Source organism: Vibrio sp. S12_S33, from assembly GCF_963889785.1.
Taxonomy (GTDB): Bacteria; Pseudomonadota; Gammaproteobacteria; order Enterobacterales; family Vibrionaceae; genus Vibrio; species Vibrio aestuarianus.
In genome coordinates, this window is record NZ_CAWPQZ010000007.1 from 51,776 (window position 1) to 71,255 (window position 19,480).

Below are 19,480 nucleotides of genomic sequence, written 5' to 3' on the forward strand. Positions count from 1 at the left end.
GTCCTTACTCCTTCGCTTCTACTTGTTCAGGTTTGAACACACGAATTGCCCAAATCATGAAACCAATGAGGAAGAATGCCGAAGGGGCTAGTAGCATTAAACCGTTGGGTTGATACCAACCACCGTTGCTTACTAGAGGTAGCACTTCCATACCAAATAGCTTGCCTGAACCTAGAAGTTCACGGAAGAAACCAACAGTAATCAATACAAAACCGTAACCAAGACCGTTACCGATACCATCAATAAATGACGGAATTGGCGCAGATTTCATCGCGAAAGCTTCTGCACGGCCCATAACAATACAGTTAGTAATGATCAAACCAACGAATACTGAAAGCTGTTTAGAGATATCATAAAGATAAGCTTTCAATATTTGGTCTACCACAATAACTAACGAAGCGATGATCGCCATTTGAACGATGATACGCACACTGTTAGGTATGTGGTTACGAATGCTTGAAACGAAGAAGTTAGACAATGCGGTTACAAAGGTTACCGCAAGTGTCATTACAAATGCCGTTTCGAGTTTGGTCGTTACCGCAAGAGCAGAACAAACCCCAAGAACTTGTAGCGCGATTGGGTTGTTATCCAATACTGGCGCTAGAATGCTCTTTTTAAGATCTTTTGCGCTAGACATTAGTTCAGACCTCCGTCACGAACTTTTGCTAGGAATGGACCAAAGCCCATATCACCTAACCAGAAGTCAAATGTGTGTTGAACACCGTTGCTGGTTAATGTGGCACCAGATAGACCATCAACACCATGCTCAGAACCTGCTGGAGCACCACCTTTAACAATTTTAATTGCTGGCTGGTGGTTTTCATCAAACAATTTCTTGCCGATGAATTGAGCACGCCATGATGGGTTTTCAACTTCACCACCCAATCCCGGAGTTTCACCTTGTTCATAGTAAGTGATACCAGACACGGTATTACCATCGGTTTCTACAGCCACAAATGCGTACATCATTGACCACAGACCATTACCATGAATAGGAATAATCACTTTAGAAATCTCATCACCATTCTTCACTAGGTAAACAACACCCGTGTTAGCTCGACGAAGAATTTTCGCTTTATCTTGTTCAGCCGTTAGCTTGATAGACTCTGCTGGTACTTTTGCAGCTTTACGTTGGTCGTAATTAGCGGCATCACCTTCAACAAAATCACCGCTGTCAAAATCAACAAGACGAGGTTCAATGTACTGAGCAAATAGCTCAGGCACAGTACCTTCGGCTTGAAGACCTGCCATTTCAACAATTTTACTTTGCTTATCAAGCACTGCGTTTGCTTTTTGCTTATCACGCAGGCCAACCGCCGCTGTCGATACGATGATTGAGCACACTAAGCTCAATGCGATAACAACAAACAGCGTCTTTTTAATGCTATCGTTATTACTTGCCATAGCGCGCTAGTCTCCGCTTGATGTTCTTCTCAATAACCACGTGGTCGAACAGAGGTGCAAATAGGTTCGCAAATAGAATCGCCAGCATCATACCTTCTGGGTATGCAGGGTTAACCACACGAATCATTACACACATTGCACCAATCAGAATGCCGTATGCCCACTTACCTTTATTGGTAAATGAAGCGGATACAGGGTCTGTTGCCATGAAGAACATACCGAACGCAAAACCACCTAACACTAGGTGCCAATGCCATGGCATGTTGAACATTGCATTAGTGTCTGATCCAACAACATTAAACACTGTTGAGATAGCAATCATACCGATCATAACACCAGCGATAATGCGCCATGAAGCAATGCCCATGTACACAATAAACGCCGCACCAATCGCAAGAGCTAGTGTTGAAACTTCACCAATAGAGCCTGGGATGTTACCAACAAAAGCATCCATCCACGTGATCGCTTCACCGGTTACTTTGTTCATTAGTGCGCCATTACCGCCTTGAGCCCATTGGCTAAGAGCAGTTGCACCAGAGAAACCATCAGCAGCAGTCCAAACGACATCTCCTGAGATTTGAGCAGGGTAGGCAAAGAACAAGAACGCACGTCCAGCAAGCGCAGGGTTTAAGAAGTTACGACCTGTACCACCGAAGATCTCTTTCGCTACAACTACACCAAAGGTAATACCCAAAGCGGCTTGCCATAAAGGCAATGTTGGCGGAACAATCAAGGCGAAAAGGATAGAAGTGACGAAGAAGCCTTCGTTAACTTCGTGCTTACGCACCATACAGAACAAGACTTCCCAAAAACCGCCGACAAGGAATACCGTTGCGTAGATTGGTAAAAAGTACGTCGCCCCCAGTAACATCATACTGCCCCAACCGGCTTCGGCACTTAATGTGCCACCAAGCATTTCGGTTAACCAGTAGTGCCAGTTTCCACTGATAACACCAGCCAGTTCAGCGCCAGTATATAAGTGGTTTAGAGCAGTAATAGCTTGATGACCAACGTTATACATGCCCCAGAACATTGCTGGGAACACCGCTAGCCAAACCATGATCATGATACGTTTTAAGTCAACGCTATCACGAACGTGCGAGCTTCTTTTTGTTACTGAACCAGGAGTGTAGAAAAGCGTTGCCGCTGCTTCATACAAAGCAAACCATTTTTCATGTTTACCACCAGGCTCAAAATGATGCTCGATGTCTTCAAGAAACTTTTTAAGGCCCATGAAAATTACCCTTCCTTCTCAATCTTATCTAGGCACTCACGAAGTAGTTGACCATATTCGTATTTACCAGGACATACAAAGGTACACAATGCGAGATCTTCTTCGTCTAGTTCCAGAGCACCTAAACGCTGAGCGCTATCGATATCACCGGCACATAGATCACGAAGTAGCAGTGTTGGTTCCATATCTAGTGGCAACACTTTTTCATAGTTGCCGATTGGCACCATTGCACGATCACTACCATTGGTAGTCGTTGTCATATTGAACAACTGACCTTTGAATAAGTGACCAAGGAAAGAACGAGTTACAGAGAATTTATTCTTACCAGGCATCGCCCAGCCAAGAAAATCTTTGTCACGGCCTTCACGAAGGACGGAAACCTGAGCATGATAACGACCAAGATAAGCATGTGGACCACTAGCATGAGTACCCGAAAGTACTGAACCAGAAATCACACGAACCTCACCAGGCATCAATTCGTTATCCGTTAGCTCTTCAAGGCTAGCGCCGATCTGAGTGCGAATAAGACGAGGGTTATTTACCACAGGACCAGCAAGTGATATTACACGGTCAGTGTATAGCTCACCGGTTAGGAACAATTTACCAACAGCAATGACGTCTTGGTAACCGATGCTCCACGCCACATTTTCAGCACTAACTGGATAGAGGAAATGCATGTGAGTACCAGCAAGACCTGCTGGATGAGGCCCATCAAAGACATGTTCTTCAATGTTTGATTGAGAAGATCGCGGCAGACTGGTACCTGATTTACAAACGTAAACCTTACCTTCTGTTAGCGTTGAGAGAATATCAAGCCCAGCAACGAACGATTCAGGCTGTTCGTTAATGATCGCTTCAGGTTTTGCCGCTAATGGGTTGGTATCCATTGCTGTGACAAAAATAGCCTGAGTTGAAGACTCAATTGCTGGAACCTTGCTGAACGGACGAGTACGCAACGCAGTCCAAAGACCAGACTCAACTAACTGAGTTTTAACCGTTGCACGATCAAGACTTGCCAATTGGTTGGCTTCGAAGTTATCAAACGTGATTTGCTCATCACCTGCTACTTCAATCACTACAGATTGAAGAACACGCTTAGCACCACGATTCACTTCAATAACTTTACCGCTTGCTGGTGAAGTAAATTTCACACCGGGATTCTTTTTATCTTCGAAAAGAATTTGAGCTTTCTTTACTTCATCGCCTACGCGAACATGCATTGTAGGACGCATGCCGACGTACTCTTCGCCAAGCAAGGCGACTTTAGTGATGGTTTTACCATCATTAATCACCTGGGATGGAGTTCCTGCAATAGGAAGGTCCAAACCCTTTTTTATTGTAATCATACGCACTTGCACTATTTTATCGGGAAAAAGATTCTTTTAATTTGCGTAAATTCAAAGCTTGTTTATCTTTCATGGTCGTTCTTGGAAAGAGGCCAAATAAAAGTTAAACCAGCCTTAGACACGACATTTATTTGTGTCCGCTTTCGGCTTGTTTAAAACGCCAAAATCGCAACATCCTTTTAACAATCTCATCACATACGATGCGATAGATCCATTAGGTGCGGTAGTCTAGCATTTTTTCGGAACTCGATGCCACGACCAATCCCTTGATAACGGGTTTTATTTCGAAAATATTGAATATCAAAGACTAGCGAATCGTCATAAGTTTGAAGCATCGCACAAATAGCCAATTCCACAATCTAACTAGGTGTTTATTTTTGATCACCAATTGAAACAACCTGTCTTAACCTGCCTAACTTAAGAGTTTGTTGTCACACTGTTAATATTCAGCTCAAAAACAAATCAAACACTCACCAACCAATGAAACATCCAATGCTTTTTATTTACCGCCCCCCATGCACATTGGGCTATCAGGCGCGCCACTTGTCTGCTCTTTCCATTCTTGAGGGGTGTAAATATGCATTGATAATGCATGGATATGGCTCGCCAATTCTTCCATCAGAACTTGGTTAACTTGTCGATGTCGAGCAATCAAACGAGCGCCCTCAAAAAGTTCACTCGCAATGATCACTTTAAAATGACTTTCAGAACCTGCCGGAACATTGTGCATGTAACTTTCGTTTTCGACTTTTAAATAGTCAGGGTTAAACGCCTGGTGCAGCTTTTTTTCAATGATGCTTTGAATCATACCTTTTCCTTATCACGTCACAGGATGGACGAGATACTTAAATACGGAACATAACGTTGATTAGTTTACCTAGACCACTAGGATTGAGAAAGGTTTTGGTTTCTTGTTTCCTTGCCATTTGCGACAATGTAGCAGCAATTCACACAATGACATACACACATGATGAAAACAGAGCTAACGTTGCATGAACGCTCATTGAGCTTACATCGCTTCCCTAAACGTACCAATGAAACATTACAAGCATGGGACGCCGGTGATGAATATGTAATTAATTACGTTGAGGAGCAAGGTTTAGATGCTGGCAAACGGATTCTGATTCTAAACGATAGTTTTGGCGCCTTATCGTGTTGGTTTTCACAAAATCATCACGTCACTATGATGAGTGATTCTTTTATATCTCATCGTGGGACATTAAAAAACTTACACAATAATGGTGGTAATGAAATCGACTTGCTCACTACTATGGATGACATTCCACAGCATATTGATCTCGTTTTATTTCAATTACCTAAAAGTAATCGTCATCTAATATGGCAGCTTGTCCAATTGCGCAATCAGCTCCCCGCTAGCTGTCCAGTGATAGCAGTAAATAAAGCGAAAGAGATTCATACATCCACGCTTAGATTATTTGAAAAATATTTAGGTGAAACGACCACATCCCTTGCGTGGAAAAAACATCGTCTCGTCTTTTCCGTCCCCAATTGCACACCGATTCAAGAGGTCAACTCTTTCGTCGAGTGGGATGTTGATGGCGAATCAATTCATCTTAAAAATTTACCGAATGTCTATTCTGGTGAAAGCCTGGATTTAGGTGCGCGCTTTTTACTGCAGCACTTGCCTCAAGACCCGAATCTGCGCCATGTTATCGATCTCGGCTGCGGCAATGGCGTCTTATCAGTCAAAATGGGACAACTAAATCCTCATGCCCGAATTACCTGCGTTGACGAAAGCTTCATGGCGGTCGAATCTGCAAGACAAAACTTGATGGATAATTTGGGAGAAGATCGCAATATTCAATGTATTACTAACAACTGCTTGGATGGATTTAAACAAGACAGTGCATTTTTAGTATTGTGTAACCCGCCGTTTCATCAGCAACAAACCATTACAGATCACATCGCTTGGCAGATGTTCTGTGATGCAAAGCATGTTCTTGACAAAGGTGGACAATTATTAGTGATCGGTAATCGTCACCTCGGCTACGATGTAAAATTAGCAAGGTTGTTTGGCCAAGATCAGGTTAAAACTGTCGCAGCCAACAATAAATTTGTTATCTTACAAGCAACTAAATAGGCAAAGATAGGAAAGGAAATAACCATGAAAAAACTGGTTCTAGCAGCCTCAATCGCATTACTCACCGCTTGTGCTGCGCCTCAACAAGAGCAAATTAACTTTATGCCGACCGCCACAATGAGCAAAAGTGACTTAGTGAAAAACGCCACTTTTACTTTTGTGAGCAAAGACGTACGTTCAGCACAATATGTCGCTCTTGTGGATAATGGCCGCTCAAACATCGAGCCTATTCACTCTAAACAAAATGTGCGTATTGCATTAGAAAACGCATTGTCTGAACAATTTGGCTCCCAAGGTTTCCGCTTAACCGTTAATAGTGAAAATAACGTCACTTTAGAGATCCAAGAAGCTCTGGTCACGGTAAAACACAGTGTGATGGCCAATGAAATGGATGGCAATGTGACGCTAGAGATAACCGCCGAAACGCCTAAGGGTAAATTAGTAAAAACCTTCAATGGCACCGCCAAACGCTCTGGAAAACTCAGCGCATCTAACGAAGATATTGAAATGGTACTCAATGATGTCGTCAACTTAGTGCTTAAAGAAATTGCCAATGACAGTGAACTGAAAAGCTACATGCAGGAGCGTTTTTAATGTTACGTTCACTTATCACAACCTTAGCACTGGCCAGTTGTTCAGTATTTGCAGCACCAAACGTGCAGTTTGAAACCAACTTAGGTTCATTTACTGTCGAGCTTAATCAAGAGAAAGCGCCAGTTTCGGTAGCCAACTTTATCAAATATGTTGAAGATGGTAGTTATGTAGGAAGTCAATTTCACCGTATTATCCCTGGTTTTATGGCGCAAGGTGGCGGCTTCGATGCTGATTTAAATCAGCTTGATACCTACGCCCCGATCAAAAATGAAGCAAATAATGGTTTAGAGAATGACGCTGCTACCATTGCTATGGCTCGTACCAATGATCCAAACTCAGCGACTCGCCAATTTTTCATCAACCTAGTTGATAATGATTTTCTTAACTATGGTGCTCGCCCACCAGGCTACGCCGTATTTGGTAAAGTCACACAAGGTTTTGACGTTGTAAAAAAAATGGCGCAACAACCCACCCATTCAAAAGGTAGAATGCAAGACGTCCCCGTTGAGCCAATTGTGATAACCAAAGTGACATTAGAAAAATAACTAGACCAACGCCGATTTCATCGGCGTTTCACTTTCTGAAAATAACCACACTCACGTTACTTTCATCATAAGGATTTGTTTTATGCCTTCAACTACTCCAGCCTTAACGTGGATGGAAACCATTCGTAGCTATCTTGATAAGCGCTTGCTGTGGGTATTTCTGATGGGCTGCTCTAGCGGTTTCCCTTGGGTTCTTATCGGTTCCAATATGTCTGGTTGGTTAAAAGATGCTGGATTAACGCGTGCCGCTATTGGTTATTTTGGCAGTGTATTTGCGGTCTATGCGATAAACTTTTTATGGGCCCCATTAGTCGACCGCGTTAAGTTACCGCTCCTCACTCCACTGCTTGGTCAGCGGCGTAGTTGGGTCTTCTTTTGTCAATTGGTCATTCTTACTTGCACATTATTTATCGCAGGGGTCAACCCGGCCAATGATTTAATGTTCACGTCAATGCTAGCATTGGCTATTGCGATTGCTTCAGCGACTCAAGATATCGCTATTGATGCATTTCGTATTGATTCATTTCCAAAATCGCAAGCCAGTAAACTTCCTCAAGCTTCAGCAATGGCGGTGATGGGATGGTGGACAGGTTATTCACTCCCTGGCTACCTTGCTTTTGTTAATGCCGATGCTATTGGTTGGAATGGCGTGTACTACGGAATGGCTGTTTGCGTGGCCGTATTAATGCTGTTTACCCTACTTGTGGGTGAGCCAAAAACATTGCGTGAAACCCTACAGCGTCAAGCGGAACAAAGACATAGCGAAGTGGTTGGTTCTAAAATTGCGGCTTGGTTTACCGTGACCGTTGTTGAACCATTTTTAGACTTCTTCAAACGCAATGGTGTTCAAGTCGCACTCACTTTGCTGTTGTTCGTGTTCTTATTTAAGATTGGTGAGGCCTTCCTAGGCCGTATGTCAATTCCATTCTATAAGGAGATCGGCTTTAGCAATGAGCAAATCGGTCATTATTCGAAGCTCATTGGTTGGGGAGCAACATTGTTCTTTACCTTAGTTGGTAGCATGTTCAATGTAAGATTTGGTATTGTGCGCGGCTTGATGATCGGCGGTATCGCGATGTCAGCTAGTAACCTGATGTTTTCATGGATCGCGCAAGTTGGGCCAAATGAGCATCTATTCCTTGCCACCATCATTGTTGACAATTTCACCACCGCCTTTTCCACCGTTGCGTTTGTTTCCTTCCTAACGGTGCTCACTGGGCAAGCTTTTTCTGCTACTCAATATGCACTGCTGGCTTCACTCGGTAATTTAGGCCGAACGACCTTGGCTTCATTTAGTGGTGAGTTAGTGGATTACTTAGATAATTGGTCAATATTCTTCGTAGTTACCGCTTTGATGGTAATTCCAAGCTTGATCATGCTTTATTCACTGCGTCATTACTTTACCGATTTACTCGATAAAGCTCGGCAAAGAGATACAGATGAAAGTCAGCAGCAACAAGAAACTCAACTCTAATCCTTCCCCATATTCTGTTATTCACAGATGATGTTGGATTACGAGGACAAACTACTTGGCGTTGCAGTAGGCGGCAGGTGAGTGAATCCCCATGAGCATAGACATGCTATGTGATTGGGGTGACCGAACGTAACCCCCCCTCCGCAGCTTCAAGTAGAAAGGGGATAAAATTGTTAGCGTTATGGATAAAGCCCTTTACCAAATAAATTAAAGACTCTCGCTACACCTTGCGTGAACAACATCGGTTCGGTTAAGACTGTCAAACACAAGCAATCTTCACTCGCCTTAGTATAAGGACTGTGTTTAACACTAGCATCACGCTGAATAAAAGCCCCTGTATCGTAGTGGCCATCTTCATCACTAAAACCACCGTGTAGAACAAGCGTTGATTCAATCCCTTTATGAGTGTGTTGTGGAATATGAACATCACGATTGATGTACATAAAATTAACCCGTGCTTCTTCATCGAGATCAAGATGAGCACTGAACACCTTGCCCCCATAACTTCGCCACTCACCCATTCGGTCAAGTAAGTTACCAAGTGAACTAGGTAACTCGAACCTTTTACCGTTAACTTCAACATATTTAGGTGGGCGCTTCATCATCGCTGATGGGCTAATAGTCTCTAAACACACGATATTGTCAAACATTCGATCAAAATCTACGGCTATTGGCTGATCACCAATCGGTTGTGAATTCGATTCAAAAGCAGCTCGAGCATTCACAGCTTCAAACTGCTCGACCACGTTGCGGCAATGAGCACAATGTTCGATGTGAGCAGATACCATAAGGCCGTGCGCGGCATCAATCGAACCATTGGCATAACTTTTAAGTAACTCGTTCGTTGGATGATGGCTCATAACTGCTCCGCTTGAATCGATTGTCTTAATTTTTCTACAGCCAATCGCAACCGCGATTTGACTGTACCTAAAGGAATGTTAAACATTTCAGCCACTTGTTGCTGTGGCAGTTCTTCTAGATAAACCGCTTTAACTATTGCTTGCTGAGCCTCAGGAAGCAGGGTTAAAAACTTCAGCACCTGTTCTTTGAGCATTTCATGCTCGGGGCTGTAATGTTCCACCAAATCCGGTGGGCAATAATCAGTTGGCCAAATATCATCAGCATAAACGTGCAGTTCCCGCCCTCTTTGCTTGCGTAACAGGTCAAAGCATAAATTTCTGGCGATAGTATATATCCATGTAGATAGCGCACTTTTAGTACTGTCAAATAGATGCGATTTTTGCCAAACCGCTGCCATGGTTTCTTGAACCATTTCTAAGGCGACCTGTTCATTACCGACATGTTTATAAGCAAATTGCTGCAAGCGTGGGGAAAAATAGTGAAACACGACAGAAAACGCTTGTTTGTCTCTCAGCTTTACTCGCTCCATATACTCGGCCCAATCTTGCTTAGTATAGCGCTCTGTTGGTTGCACGTTATGTTGAGAATCACTCATGATGCTACGCTCTTTCCTTAGAAGTCTCATTTTTTTGAAAAATGATTTTGACCGTTAGACTCTATGTACGAATAATAAAGCTAAATCGATCACTCTTGTAACTATAGCTTTTCTTTTATCACTTCATTAATGAGAGACTTCGATCACTCCTAAAAGAAAATCTAACGCATCGCTCGCATCTTGCTGTTGCATTAAATAATCAAATTGTTGGTTAGATAAGGGGAGTAATTCTAACCACCGCTGAGCAACCCAACTTGCATCATCAAAAAAGCAGAGGGGATACATTTCAGCAAGCTTAGGAAACTGTTTATAAACCTTCTGTAATTGTTCACTTAAATAAAACTCATGCTTTTGTAGTTCCCTGACTGACCAATTCGGCAAGCTTGAAACTTGAGCAACTCTCAATCCATCAAACTCTGTTCTTAAGTTAGTTATCTTAAAACGCTTGATGCCTAAAACCGTTATTCCTAATAACCCACCATCAAGTGCCTCAAAATCGATAATTTTCACCAACATCCCAAACTCAGATAAGTAACTTGACTTATCTTCCGCTTTGTTATCAAACAAACAAATACCAAACGTAGAGTCAGTTTGACAACACTTAGTGACCATTCTTTTGTACCTTGATTCGAATATCCTTAGCTTCATCTTCCCTTCTGGCAGAACGACTGAGGCTAGAGGGAACAACATTAGCTCTTCCATTATTCACCACTCTTCATAATTAATATCTATCAATACGATACCAAGCAAAAAACGATCACTAACCAAAAATGTTGGTTTATCGATTTGCATAAAATAATGACAACTCAATCGACAACGCGACAAAAATCACACTAACAATGCAAAAAAATGAAATGATGATTTAGTTCCAAACTAAAGATCAAAATGGAGATCATAATCACAATTTTTATGCAATATTTAGCGACCAGTCACTTTTAATTGAGAATTTTATCGCTATTATTCCGGCCAATTGAAAGCACTACAGAAATATCTGTTTGCTGAATTTTTAAAATACATAGAGAGTCCCCCTTATGCGTAAATCACTTTTAGCTCTAGGCCTAATGGCTGCAACTTCAGCGCCAGTTATGGCTGCAGACTACTCAGATGGCGATATCCACAAAAACGATTACAAGTGGATGCAATTTAATCTAATGGCAGCAATTGATGAACTGCCAGGTGAGTCATCTCACGATTACTTAGAGATGGAATTTGGTGGTCGCTCTGGTATTTTTGATTTATACGGTTACGTTGATGTATTCAACCTGCTTAGCAACCCAAGCAGTGATAAAGATGGCGCAGAAAAAATCTTTATGAAATTTGCACCTCGCATGTCGCTAGACGCAGCAACAGGTAAAGATTTATCTTTCGGTGCAGTACAAGAACTATATGTATCTACTCTGATGGAATGGGGTGGTAACTCTGGTGGTAACTCTGGTGTTAACACTCAAAAAATCGGTCTTGGCTCTGATATTATGGTGCCTTGGTTAGGTAAAATTGGTCTAAATCTTTACGGTACTTACGACTCAAATAAGAAAGATTGGAACGGTTTCCAAGTTTCAACCAACTGGTTTAAACCTTTCTACTTCTTTGAAAACGGTTCATTTATCTCTTACCAAGGTTACATTGACTATCAATTTGGTATGGAAACAGGTAAAGGATATGCAACATCTAGCAGTGGCGGCGCAATGTTTAACGGTATCTACTGGCATTCTGACCGTTTTGCGGTTGGTTACGGTTTAAAAGGTTACAAAGATATCTACGGTATCAAAGATACAGATGCATTCAAGTCAACAGGCTTTGGTCACTACCTAGCAGTAACGTACAAGTTCTAATCGAACTTAAGTATTTTAAAAATGGCGCTCTTGAGCGCCATTTTTATTGCTTTCCATTTCTACCTCGTTATCCTTGGCGCAAAGTCAAAAATAGAGAGGTATCATGAATATTGTCGTGCTTGGTCCGGGAGCTATCGGCTTACTGTGGGCAACTCAACTTCATCAAGCGGGGCACTGTGTCTCTTTATGGGGAAGAGCACCACATCAACACCTCTCTATTATCCAAGATAACAACCTAACCGTGAGCTTACCTTATTGTGATAGTAACGCCTTAAAAAAGGCGGACTTATTACTGATTACCGTCAAAGCATGGCAAGTCGAACAAGCACTGCTCCCTCTATTAGCGCAATTAAACCGCGACACTATTTTACTATTTATGCATAACGGTATGGGGGCGGTGGATAACATTGCAGCCTTAATTAGTGAATTTCCATTGCTATTAGCCACGACTACTCACGGCGCATTAAAACCATCAATCAATCAGGTGCTACATACCGGTAAAGGTGTGACTCAATTGGGGGCTTATAACACCAAAGGCGAACAATGCCAGTTTTTGGTGGATGTCCTTGCACATGCATTACCAGAAGTTATGTGGAATAACACCATTGAAGAGGCCTTATGGCATAAGCTTGCGATTAACTGCGCAATTAATCCGATTACCGCGTTAGAGCAATGTCGCAATGGTGATTTAGCCAATCAGCGCTTCCAACAGCAACTTGAGGATATTGTTGCAGAAGTGGCTTCTGTGATGAACGCTGAAGGTTTTTCGGTCATGCCGTCATCGCTCCTAACTAAGGTTCAACAGGTGATTCAAGCCACTGCCGTGAACCACTCTTCAATGCATCAAGATATTTTCTATCAACGGAAAACCGAGATAGACTTTATTACTGGCTATTTATTAAAGAAAGCTGAGAAACACCAACTCGCAACAGTAGAAAATAGTAAGCTATACCACGCCATTAAACAGATAGAACACAGTTGGGAAAGCCAATGAGCAAACGAATTTTAGTCCCGATAGCACCGGGCAGCGAAGAGATGGAAGCGATCACCATCATCGATATGATGGTCAGAGCGGGCTACCAAGTCGTTGTAGCCAGTGCCGCTTTCGACGGACAACTAACAATGAAAGCCTCTCGCGGAGTAACGTTAACCGCAGACTGCAAATTGGTAGATGTGGCAGATGAAGAATTTGACGTGATTGCACTACCCGGTGGTGTTGGTGGCGCAGAGACTTTTCGCGACAGCCCGCTGTTAATCGAAATGATCAAGCAGCAGCATTATGATGGTCGCTGGTTAGCCGCTATTTGCGCTACGCCCGCCTTGGTCTTTCAGCATCATCAGCTTTTCCCACAAGCCATCATGACTGGGCACCCTGCTTTTCGCGAGCACATTCCCACCGATTTATGGCGAGATAAACGCGTAACCCTTGATGTAAACCACAAGTTGATCACTAGCCAAGGACCAGGAACGGCGCTTGAATTCGCTATGGAGATCATCATTTTACTCTCTGGTAAAGCGCATGCATGGTCAATTGCAGAGCCAATGGTGACGCTGCCAACGCTGCATTATCACGAGTTAGGTGAACGATAATGTTTGACGTGCAAACCATTCGCGAACAATTTCCTGCGTTAAAACAATCGGTGAATGGAGAAACTCTGGTTTATTTAGACAGTGCCGCCACAACGCAAAAGCCACAAATAGTGATTGATACCCTCACCCACTATTACAGCGCACAAAATGCGAACGTACACCGTGGCAGCCATAGTTTAACGGCTCAAGCCACCAGTCAATTTGAAGCCGCGCGCGATAGCGTGGCGCAATTTATTGGCGCACAATCAAGTAAAGAAATTATTTGGACTCGTGGGGCAACAGAGGCGTTAAACCTCATCGCGCAAACTTATGCACGTAATACCCTGCAAGTAGGTGATGAAATCTTAGTCAGTGAGATGGAACATCACGCCAATATTGTTCCCTGGCAAATTGTCGCACAGCAGACTGGTGCTAAAGTCATTAAAGTCCCAATGACAGCAGACTGTCACTTTGATCAACACGCTTTCAATAAACTACTCACGAACAAAACGAAAATTGTGGCAATCGCTCAAGTCACCAACGTAACTGGCACGCGCCAACCGATCGAAGCGGTGATTGAACAGGCGCATCAACTGGGTGCCATTGTAGTGGTTGATGGCGCACAAGGTATTGTTCATGAGTCAGTTAATATGGCGCAATTACAGGCTGACTTTTACGTATTCTCCGGGCATAAGCTTTATGCTCCAGCGGGTATTGGTGTACTTTACGGCAAATTGTCTCTGCTTGAATCCATGCCACCATGGCATGGCGGCGGCAAAATGGTCGAGAAAGTTTCCTTTGACGGTACCACTTATTCCGATCTTCCCGGTAAATTTGAGGCAGGCACACCGAATGTAGCCGGAGCCATTGCACTGGCTAAAGCGATTGAATGGTATCAAGGCTGTGATCGAGAAGCGGTTGAAACACACTTGCATCATTTACAAGCACTCACTTACCAAGCACTGCAACAGCTCGATGATATTCGCGTGGTTGGTTATCAACCCCACGCCAGTGTGATTAGTTTTGTGATGGAAGGCGTTCACCATCAAGATATTGCCACTCTACTTGATCAACAAGGTATCGCACTTCGAGCGGGACATCATTGTGCTCATCCGCTAATGGATGCACTAGGTTTAACGGGAACAATAAGAATTTCGTTCGGTGTTTACAACAGCGAGCAAGATGTAGAAAAATTGATCGCTGCGCTCACCAAAGCGGTCGATATGCTGTAATGCACTCCCCCTTTATTAGGGGAGTATTTTTAGATAGGGAATACTTTTAAATAGATAGTACTGTTAAATAGATAGTACTAAGCGACACTTTTTATCTTCTCGATAATCGCCTTCAAACCATTGCCACGTGAAGGGCTTAAGTGAGCGATCAAACCGAGCTTGTCGAAATAGCCATCAATATCAAATGATTGAATTTGCTCAGAACGCTTACCGTTATAAGCAGCCATCACGAGTGCAATTAAACCTCTCACGATACGGGCATCTGAATCGGCGCAGAAAAACCAAACTCCATCGATTTCTTCGCTAACTAGCCAAACTTGGCTTTCACAGCCCGCAACCGTCACTTGTTGAGATTTCAACGCTTCAGGCATTTGAGGAAGCAATTTCCCCCACTGGATCACTTGACGATAGCGGTCTTCCCAACCTTTGAAGTTTTGCATAGTGGCGACAATATCCTCGGAACTAATATCACAACCAAAGGGCGAGTTAGGGAAAGTACTCATGACCGTTACACCTTATGTTTCTGAATTAGCTTTTCAACAATTCGTGCCACTGCAACAAAACCAAAAGTCGCCGTCACGACCGTTGCCGCGCCAAAACCACTAGCACAATCCATCCGTTTCGGTCCTTCCGCGGTTGATTTCACCGCACAAACGCTACCATCGGCTTGCGGATATTTAAGGTGCTCAGTGGAGAAAACACAATCTATACCAAATTTACGCGCAGGGTTAATCGGAAAATTGTGCTGGCGACGCAACGTATCTTTTAATTTTTTGGCTAGCGGATCTTGAATCGTCTTCGTTAAATCCGCCACTTTGATTTGTGTCGGGTCAACCTGACCACCAGCGCCCCCAACCGTAATCACTTTGATTTTATTACTACGGCAATAAGCAAGCAGTGAAGCTTTCGCCTTCAGGCTATCAATGGCATCAAGCACATAGTCAAACTCTTTACTCAAGTATTGATGTTGATTATCTGGAGTAATAAAGTCATCGATTAAGTTCACCACGCACTCTGGGTTAATCAGCTTTACTCGCTCAGCCATCACTTCAATTTTACTTTGCCCAACCGTACCGCTCATTGCATGAATTTGACGGTTGATATTGGTCACGCAAACGTCATCCATATCGATCAAAGTTAACTCACCAATACCAGTACGGGCTAACGCCTCGACAGCCCATGACCCAACGCCACCAATACCAATCACACACACATGAGCGGCGCGTAGAATATCCACCTCGTGATTGCCATACAGGCGACGCGTTCCGCCAAAGCGTTGGTTGTAGTTATCAGAGGCTGGGGTATCGAGTTCGCGCATAAATAGAAGTCCGATTAAATCGATAAAAACACAAAGAGTGCGATTTATACGCACTCTTTATTTAAAAGTCTAGCTTCCCTGTGAGTGACTTGAATCACCCGTTAACAACGCTTCAGCTTCATCAAATCATCATAAGGTAGTCACGCCGCTATTGTAGCTTTTCTGGTGGTAATGCCCAAGGAGCTTGTGTCGGTGAATTTTCTAATCCGAGCTTCCAAACGCGGCCAAAATGTTTGTAGTGCCCAGCTTCAGTTCCAGCGCGTTCACCCATGCCATGATACAAATCTAGGTGGTTTTGCTTCACCGCACCACCAGTATCTAACACAATAAGAATACGCAATTGATGCGCTCCACTCCAAGTACCATCGGCATTCAATAGTGGCACTTCGGCTAAAATTGGCGTACCCATTGGGAAAATAGAACGGTCCCCCGCCACTGACGCCATCGGTAATAATGGGATACCAGCAGAGCCAGTCACAGGCGCTGCGGCTCGTGGTTCAAAAAAGACAAACGATGGATTTTGCTCAAGCAACTCTTTCACTGTCACCTCATCGTTAGCAAGTACCCATTCTTTTATAGCTTTGAGGGACATTTTCTCTCGTGGCACTAAACCACGATCAATCAACACACGCCCAATACTGACATAAGCTTTATTATTTTTGCCGCCGTAAGCGAAGTATTCTAAGCTATCATCATCTTCAAAATGCACAAAACCACTGCCTTGAACTTCCATAATAAATGGGTCAATCAAGTTCGCGGCATACCCTAATTCCAACCCTTTGCCAGCCAAAGCACCATCATAAATCTGCGCTCGCGTTGGACAATCAATATCGCATTGCGGTAAGGAGTAAACCGGATATTTAAAGGTCGCGTCAGGGTAGTGACGAAGTTCCATTACAGGAGAAAAATAGCCAGTAAAAAGCACATTACCTTGTTTGTCACCACCACCTAATTGCGCAGCTTGAATACCAAAATTGGCAAGATCTTTAGGCTCACCACTTTGCAGTGCCCACTCACTAATCTGCTCGTATAAAGGTTGATAAATTGCAGCCATCGACGGTGAGTTGCTAATCACTTGCTCACTTTGCTTAGAAAACTCGGTGAAATCACGAGGCGTATTCGAATCAATAACCGTCGTCTTATTGAGTATTTGCGGAAATTCACCACCGTTATATTGCTGTGCGCGATCGGTTGGTTGAGCACAACCGGCTAAAAGCGTGATAACGACAAAAGGAAGAATGGGTTTAATCACAGGAGTCATCCAGTATTTTTCATTAACTGGAAGCATGACAAACTCCCACCCAAACCGCAATTAGCAAATTGTTAGCGAAGGTTTTTTTTGTGTTTCCCTGACAATTGAAAGGTTGGGTTATAGTGTTCTGACGACACTAGTTTCATTTCAGAATACCTTTCATTGAGCATTTTGTAGCGATAGTGTTCATCACCAATTTGATACTCAATATAACGACCATCAAAATCAAAAGAAGTGGCTAAGACTCGCCCATCACTCATTACACCTTGTTTACCCAACTCAATATGTTTAGCGGCATAGGGGGCGACATTTTGCTCAACCCAAATACCATATACCTGTTCTTTGGGGGTTAAATAATCTGAGATACGAAAAAAAATATCACCATATAAAGAGAAAACAACAACCGTTCCCATTAATGCTAATACTATTAATACTCGTTCTATTACCATTATTCTACGCAAATGAGTCTCCTGCGTGACTAGATCTATGGGTTGATCTTTTATCATTTTATCTCGGCTCTAAATCTTCTTTTGATCACTGTAAGCCTTTGTACTGCAAATACTCTAACCCATTAAGAATGACAGTAAAAATCAGATCTCAAATAATTGCAGCAAACTCAAAAAATCGCTTGCTGACGAAGGAATAAAAAGTCACCATAAAAGCATAAATAAACATTAAGAGTGTTTTTATAGTGAAGATTCGTAGTACTGCTCTCGTTAAAGGTTTTAGACAATCTGCGCCTTATGTGAACGCCCATCGCGGTAAAGCCATGGTTGTTATGCTAGGCGGTGAAGCCATTGCTGATAAGAACTTTACCAATATCATCAGTGATCTCGCCCTTCTTCATAGCCTAGGGGTGAAAATTGTATTGGTTCATGGGGCTCGCCCACAGATCAATCATATTTTGGCAAAAAACAACTACACCACGCCTTACCATAAAGGTATTCGAGTCACCGATGAAGATGCATTAAGTTTAGTTATGCAGGCTGCAGGACAATTGCAGCATGCCATCACCGCACGTTTATCAATGAGCTTAAACAACACCCCCATGGCCGGTACCCAACTTAACGTCGTTAGTGGCAATTTTGTCATTTCTCAACCTTTGGGTATAGATGATGGTGTCGACTATTGCCACAGTGGCCGTATTCGCCGTATTGATATTGAAGGCATTAATCGCATGCTAGACCAAGGCTCTATTGTGTTACTTGGTCCTATCGCTAGCTCGGTTACTGGAGAGTGTTTCAACTTACTTTCAGAGGAAGTGGCCACTCAAGTCGCCATACGACTAAAAGCGGAGAAACTCATCGGTTTTTGTTCAGAACAAGGGATCATCGATGAACAAGGTAATGCGATTGCCGAACTCTTTCCCGCAGACGTTGAACAACTACTACAACGTTTGGAAACCGACATTGACCACTCTCAAGACAGCAGCTCTGGCACGCTGCGTTTTTTAAGGGCATCTGTCTCTGCATGTCGAGCTGGTGTACCGCGCAGTCACTTAATTAGCTACAAAGAAGATGGGGCTTTGATTCAAGAACTGTTCTCTTTTGATGGTATTGGTACACAAATTGTCATGGCGAGCGCTGAACAAGTGCGCTTGGCACAAATAGACGATATCGGAGGAATTTTCGATCTCATTCGTCCTCTAGAAGAACAAGGCATCTTAGTACGTCGTTCTCGTGAACAACTAGAACAAGAGATCCATAAATTCACCATCATAGATAAAGATGGCTTGCTGATTGGTTGCGCTGCGCTTTATCCGTACCCAGAAGAAGGGATGGCTGAAATGGCTTGCGTGGCAATTCATACGGAATATCGAGATGGCAACCGTGGACTATTATTGCTTAACCACATGAAGCAACAGGCAAAGAACATGGGTCTAGATAGGCTTTTTGTACTGACAACACACAGTTTACACTGGTTTAGAGAACAAGGTTTTAATGAGGTTGGTGTGGAATCATTGCCGATTGCTAAGCAAAGTTTGTACAACTATCAGCGTCGTTCAAAAATTTTAGTCCTGCACCTTTAACGTCAGTTTTATCTACGATACCCAAACTACTTGGAGTTGCAGGTAGGCGGCAAATGAGTGAATCCCCATGAGCATAGATAAACAATGTGATTGG

21 protein-coding genes are annotated in these 19,480 nt (G+C 43.1%); 9 read left to right on the plus strand and 12 right to left on the minus strand.

All coding sequences use genetic code 11. From position 1 onward, the window contains the following. Positions 1–4 precede the first annotated feature (4 nt). The 5 genes from AACW06_RS05275 to AACW06_RS05295 all read right to left on the minus strand — a co-directional run bounded on the left by AACW06_RS05275 (position 5) and on the right by AACW06_RS05295 (position 4,792). Positions 5–637 (minus strand): NADH:ubiquinone reductase (Na(+)-transporting) subunit D, encoded by a 633-nt coding sequence (locus tag AACW06_RS05275; RefSeq protein WP_053310891.1) that lies wholly within the window; start codon positions 635–637, stop codon positions 5–7. Beyond that, positions 637–1,404: a Na(+)-translocating NADH-quinone reductase subunit C gene (locus tag AACW06_RS05280; protein WP_053310890.1), complete on the minus strand. Its 768-nt coding sequence runs from the start codon at positions 1,402–1,404 to the stop codon at positions 637–639. The genes AACW06_RS05275 and AACW06_RS05280 overlap by 1 nt, the downstream gene beginning before the upstream one ends. Beyond that, positions 1,394–2,638, minus strand: coding sequence for an NADH:ubiquinone reductase (Na(+)-transporting) subunit B (locus AACW06_RS05285; RefSeq protein ID WP_192074295.1), 1,245 nt, complete (start codon positions 2,636–2,638; stop codon positions 1,394–1,396). Before AACW06_RS05285 ends, AACW06_RS05280 begins: the two co-directional genes overlap by 11 nt. 5 nt (positions 2,639–2,643) lie before the next feature. Beyond that, a complete protein-coding gene (locus AACW06_RS05290; protein ID WP_192074296.1) occupies positions 2,644–3,984 on the minus strand; it encodes a Na(+)-translocating NADH-quinone reductase subunit A in 1,341 nt (446 codons plus the stop codon). 499 nt (positions 3,985–4,483) lie between these two features. Beyond that, a complete protein-coding gene (locus tag AACW06_RS05295; RefSeq protein WP_192074297.1) occupies positions 4,484–4,792 on the minus strand; it encodes a BolA family protein in 309 nt (102 codons plus the stop codon). Positions 4,793–4,954: 162 nt separating this feature from the next. Between AACW06_RS05295 and AACW06_RS05300 the strand changes: the two genes are divergently transcribed. The 4 genes from AACW06_RS05300 (at position 4,955) to AACW06_RS05315 (ending at position 8,698) form a co-directional block, all read left to right on the plus strand. Continuing rightward, entirely contained in the window at positions 4,955–6,085 is a 1,131-nt protein-coding gene (locus AACW06_RS05300; protein ID WP_192074337.1) for a methyltransferase, read from the plus strand. 24 nt (positions 6,086–6,109) lie between these two features. Continuing rightward, a complete protein-coding gene (locus tag AACW06_RS05305) occupies positions 6,110–6,679 on the plus strand; it encodes a YajG family lipoprotein (RefSeq protein ID WP_192074298.1) in 570 nt (189 codons plus the stop codon). Beyond that, positions 6,679–7,224: a peptidylprolyl isomerase gene (locus tag AACW06_RS05310; RefSeq protein WP_168786570.1), complete on the plus strand. Its 546-nt coding sequence runs from the start codon at positions 6,679–6,681 to the stop codon at positions 7,222–7,224. The genes AACW06_RS05305 and AACW06_RS05310 overlap by 1 nt, the downstream gene beginning before the upstream one ends. An 82-nt stretch (positions 7,225–7,306) precedes the next feature. Next, positions 7,307–8,698, plus strand: coding sequence for an AmpG family muropeptide MFS transporter (locus AACW06_RS05315; RefSeq protein WP_192074299.1), 1,392 nt, complete (start codon positions 7,307–7,309; stop codon positions 8,696–8,698). Positions 8,699–8,877: 179 nt separating this feature from the next. Here the strand turns inward: AACW06_RS05315 and AACW06_RS05320 are convergent, their stop codons facing one another. The 3 genes from AACW06_RS05320 to AACW06_RS05330 form a co-directional block, all read right to left on the minus strand. Beyond that, positions 8,878–9,558, minus strand: coding sequence for a ChrR family anti-sigma-E factor (locus tag AACW06_RS05320; protein WP_192074300.1), 681 nt, complete (start codon positions 9,556–9,558; stop codon positions 8,878–8,880). Continuing rightward, positions 9,555–10,157 carry an RNA polymerase sigma factor gene (locus tag AACW06_RS05325; RefSeq protein ID WP_192074338.1) on the minus strand — a complete coding sequence of 201 codons (603 nt, stop codon included), beginning with the start codon at positions 10,155–10,157 and terminating at the stop codon, positions 9,555–9,557. Before AACW06_RS05325 ends, AACW06_RS05320 begins: the two co-directional genes overlap by 4 nt. Before the next feature lie 123 nt (positions 10,158–10,280). Further along, complete coding sequence (locus AACW06_RS05330) at positions 10,281–10,856, minus strand: LON peptidase substrate-binding domain-containing protein (protein ID WP_192074301.1); 576 nt, start codon at positions 10,854–10,856, stop codon at positions 10,281–10,283. A gap of 329 nt (positions 10,857–11,185) precedes the next feature. Here AACW06_RS05330 and AACW06_RS05335 point away from each other — a divergent pair, with 329 nt between their 5' ends. The 4 genes from AACW06_RS05335 (at position 11,186) to csdA (ending at position 14,787) form a co-directional block, all read left to right on the plus strand. Continuing rightward, positions 11,186–11,986, plus strand: a complete 801-nt coding sequence (locus tag AACW06_RS05335; RefSeq protein WP_192074302.1) for a nucleoside-specific channel-forming Tsx family protein — start codon at positions 11,186–11,188, stop codon at positions 11,984–11,986. A 103-nt stretch (positions 11,987–12,089) separates the two neighbouring features. Further along, the gene (gene panE, locus AACW06_RS05340; RefSeq protein WP_192074303.1) at positions 12,090–12,980 is read left to right on the plus strand and encodes a 2-dehydropantoate 2-reductase; all 891 of its coding nucleotides are present in this window, start codon (positions 12,090–12,092) and stop codon (positions 12,978–12,980) included. After that, on the plus strand, positions 12,977–13,576 hold the full coding sequence (locus AACW06_RS05345) for a DJ-1 family glyoxalase III (RefSeq protein WP_053310879.1): 600 nt from the start codon (positions 12,977–12,979) through the stop codon (positions 13,574–13,576). The genes panE and AACW06_RS05345 overlap by 4 nt, the downstream gene beginning before the upstream one ends. Further along, entirely contained in the window at positions 13,576–14,787 is a 1,212-nt protein-coding gene (gene csdA / locus AACW06_RS05350) for a cysteine desulfurase CsdA (RefSeq protein WP_192074304.1), read from the plus strand. The genes AACW06_RS05345 and csdA overlap by 1 nt, the downstream gene beginning before the upstream one ends. A 77-nt stretch (positions 14,788–14,864) precedes the next feature. Here csdA and csdE read toward each other — a convergent pair whose 3' ends face one another. From csdE to AACW06_RS05370, 4 genes are all read right to left on the minus strand, one after another. Beyond that, positions 14,865–15,290, minus strand: a complete 426-nt coding sequence (csdE, locus tag AACW06_RS05355) for a cysteine desulfurase sulfur acceptor subunit CsdE (protein WP_192074305.1) — start codon at positions 15,288–15,290, stop codon at positions 14,865–14,867. 5 nt (positions 15,291–15,295) lie between these two features. Beyond that, entirely contained in the window at positions 15,296–16,105 is an 810-nt protein-coding gene (gene tcdA / locus AACW06_RS05360) for a tRNA cyclic N6-threonylcarbamoyladenosine(37) synthase TcdA (RefSeq protein WP_192074306.1), read from the minus strand. A 148-nt stretch (positions 16,106–16,253) separates the two neighbouring features. Further along, positions 16,254–17,366, minus strand: coding sequence for a murein transglycosylase A (mltA, locus tag AACW06_RS05365; protein WP_192074339.1), 1,113 nt, complete (start codon positions 17,364–17,366; stop codon positions 16,254–16,256). Between the two features lie 62 nt (positions 17,367–17,428). After that, a complete protein-coding gene (locus tag AACW06_RS05370) occupies positions 17,429–17,818 on the minus strand; it encodes a DUF2850 domain-containing protein (protein ID WP_238336639.1) in 390 nt (129 codons plus the stop codon). Between the two features lie 230 nt (positions 17,819–18,048). On the opposite strand from AACW06_RS05370, the gene argA reads away from it, so the two are divergent. Beyond that, positions 18,049–19,386: an amino-acid N-acetyltransferase gene (gene argA, locus AACW06_RS05375; RefSeq protein WP_192074308.1), complete on the plus strand. Its 1,338-nt coding sequence runs from the start codon at positions 18,049–18,051 to the stop codon at positions 19,384–19,386. Positions 19,387–19,480 lie beyond the last annotated feature (94 nt).

Bases quoted from the DNA above. Each gene is read 5' to 3' on its own strand.
- AACW06_RS05345 (WP_053310879.1), top strand. From the start codon at position 12,977: ATGAGCAAACGAATTTTAGTCCCGATAGCACCGGGCAGCGAAGAGATG.
- mltA (WP_192074339.1), bottom strand. From the start codon at position 17,366: ATGACTCCTGTGATTAAACCCATTCTTCCTTTTGTCGTTATCACGCTT.
- csdA (WP_192074304.1), top strand. From the start codon at position 13,576: ATGTTTGACGTGCAAACCATTCGCGAACAATTTCCTGCGTTAAAACAA.
- AACW06_RS05300 (WP_192074337.1), top strand. From the start codon at position 4,955: ATGAAAACAGAGCTAACGTTGCATGAACGCTCATTGAGCTTACATCGC.
- AACW06_RS05335 (WP_192074302.1), top strand. From the start codon at position 11,186: ATGCGTAAATCACTTTTAGCTCTAGGCCTAATGGCTGCAACTTCAGCG.
- panE (WP_192074303.1), top strand. From the start codon at position 12,090: ATGAATATTGTCGTGCTTGGTCCGGGAGCTATCGGCTTACTGTGGGCA.
- AACW06_RS05290 (WP_192074296.1), bottom strand. From the start codon at position 3,984: ATGATTACAATAAAAAAGGGTTTGGACCTTCCTATTGCAGGAACTCCA.
- AACW06_RS05315 (WP_192074299.1), top strand. From the start codon at position 7,307: ATGCCTTCAACTACTCCAGCCTTAACGTGGATGGAAACCATTCGTAGC.
- AACW06_RS05275 (WP_053310891.1), bottom strand. From the start codon at position 637: ATGTCTAGCGCAAAAGATCTTAAAAAGAGCATTCTAGCGCCAGTATTG.
- AACW06_RS05295 (WP_192074297.1), bottom strand. From the start codon at position 4,792: ATGATTCAAAGCATCATTGAAAAAAAGCTGCACCAGGCGTTTAACCCT.
- AACW06_RS05310 (WP_168786570.1), top strand. From the start codon at position 6,679: ATGTTACGTTCACTTATCACAACCTTAGCACTGGCCAGTTGTTCAGTA.
- csdE (WP_192074305.1), bottom strand. From the start codon at position 15,290: ATGAGTACTTTCCCTAACTCGCCCTTTGGTTGTGATATTAGTTCCGAG.
- AACW06_RS05305 (WP_192074298.1), top strand. From the start codon at position 6,110: ATGAAAAAACTGGTTCTAGCAGCCTCAATCGCATTACTCACCGCTTGT.
- AACW06_RS05330 (WP_192074301.1), bottom strand. From the start codon at position 10,856: ATGGAAGAGCTAATGTTGTTCCCTCTAGCCTCAGTCGTTCTGCCAGAA.
- AACW06_RS05320 (WP_192074300.1), bottom strand. From the start codon at position 9,558: ATGAGCCATCATCCAACGAACGAGTTACTTAAAAGTTATGCCAATGGT.
- tcdA (WP_192074306.1), bottom strand. From the start codon at position 16,105: ATGCGCGAACTCGATACCCCAGCCTCTGATAACTACAACCAACGCTTT.
- AACW06_RS05280 (WP_053310890.1), bottom strand. From the start codon at position 1,404: ATGGCAAGTAATAACGATAGCATTAAAAAGACGCTGTTTGTTGTTATC.
- AACW06_RS05285 (WP_192074295.1), bottom strand. From the start codon at position 2,638: ATGGGCCTTAAAAAGTTTCTTGAAGACATCGAGCATCATTTTGAGCCT.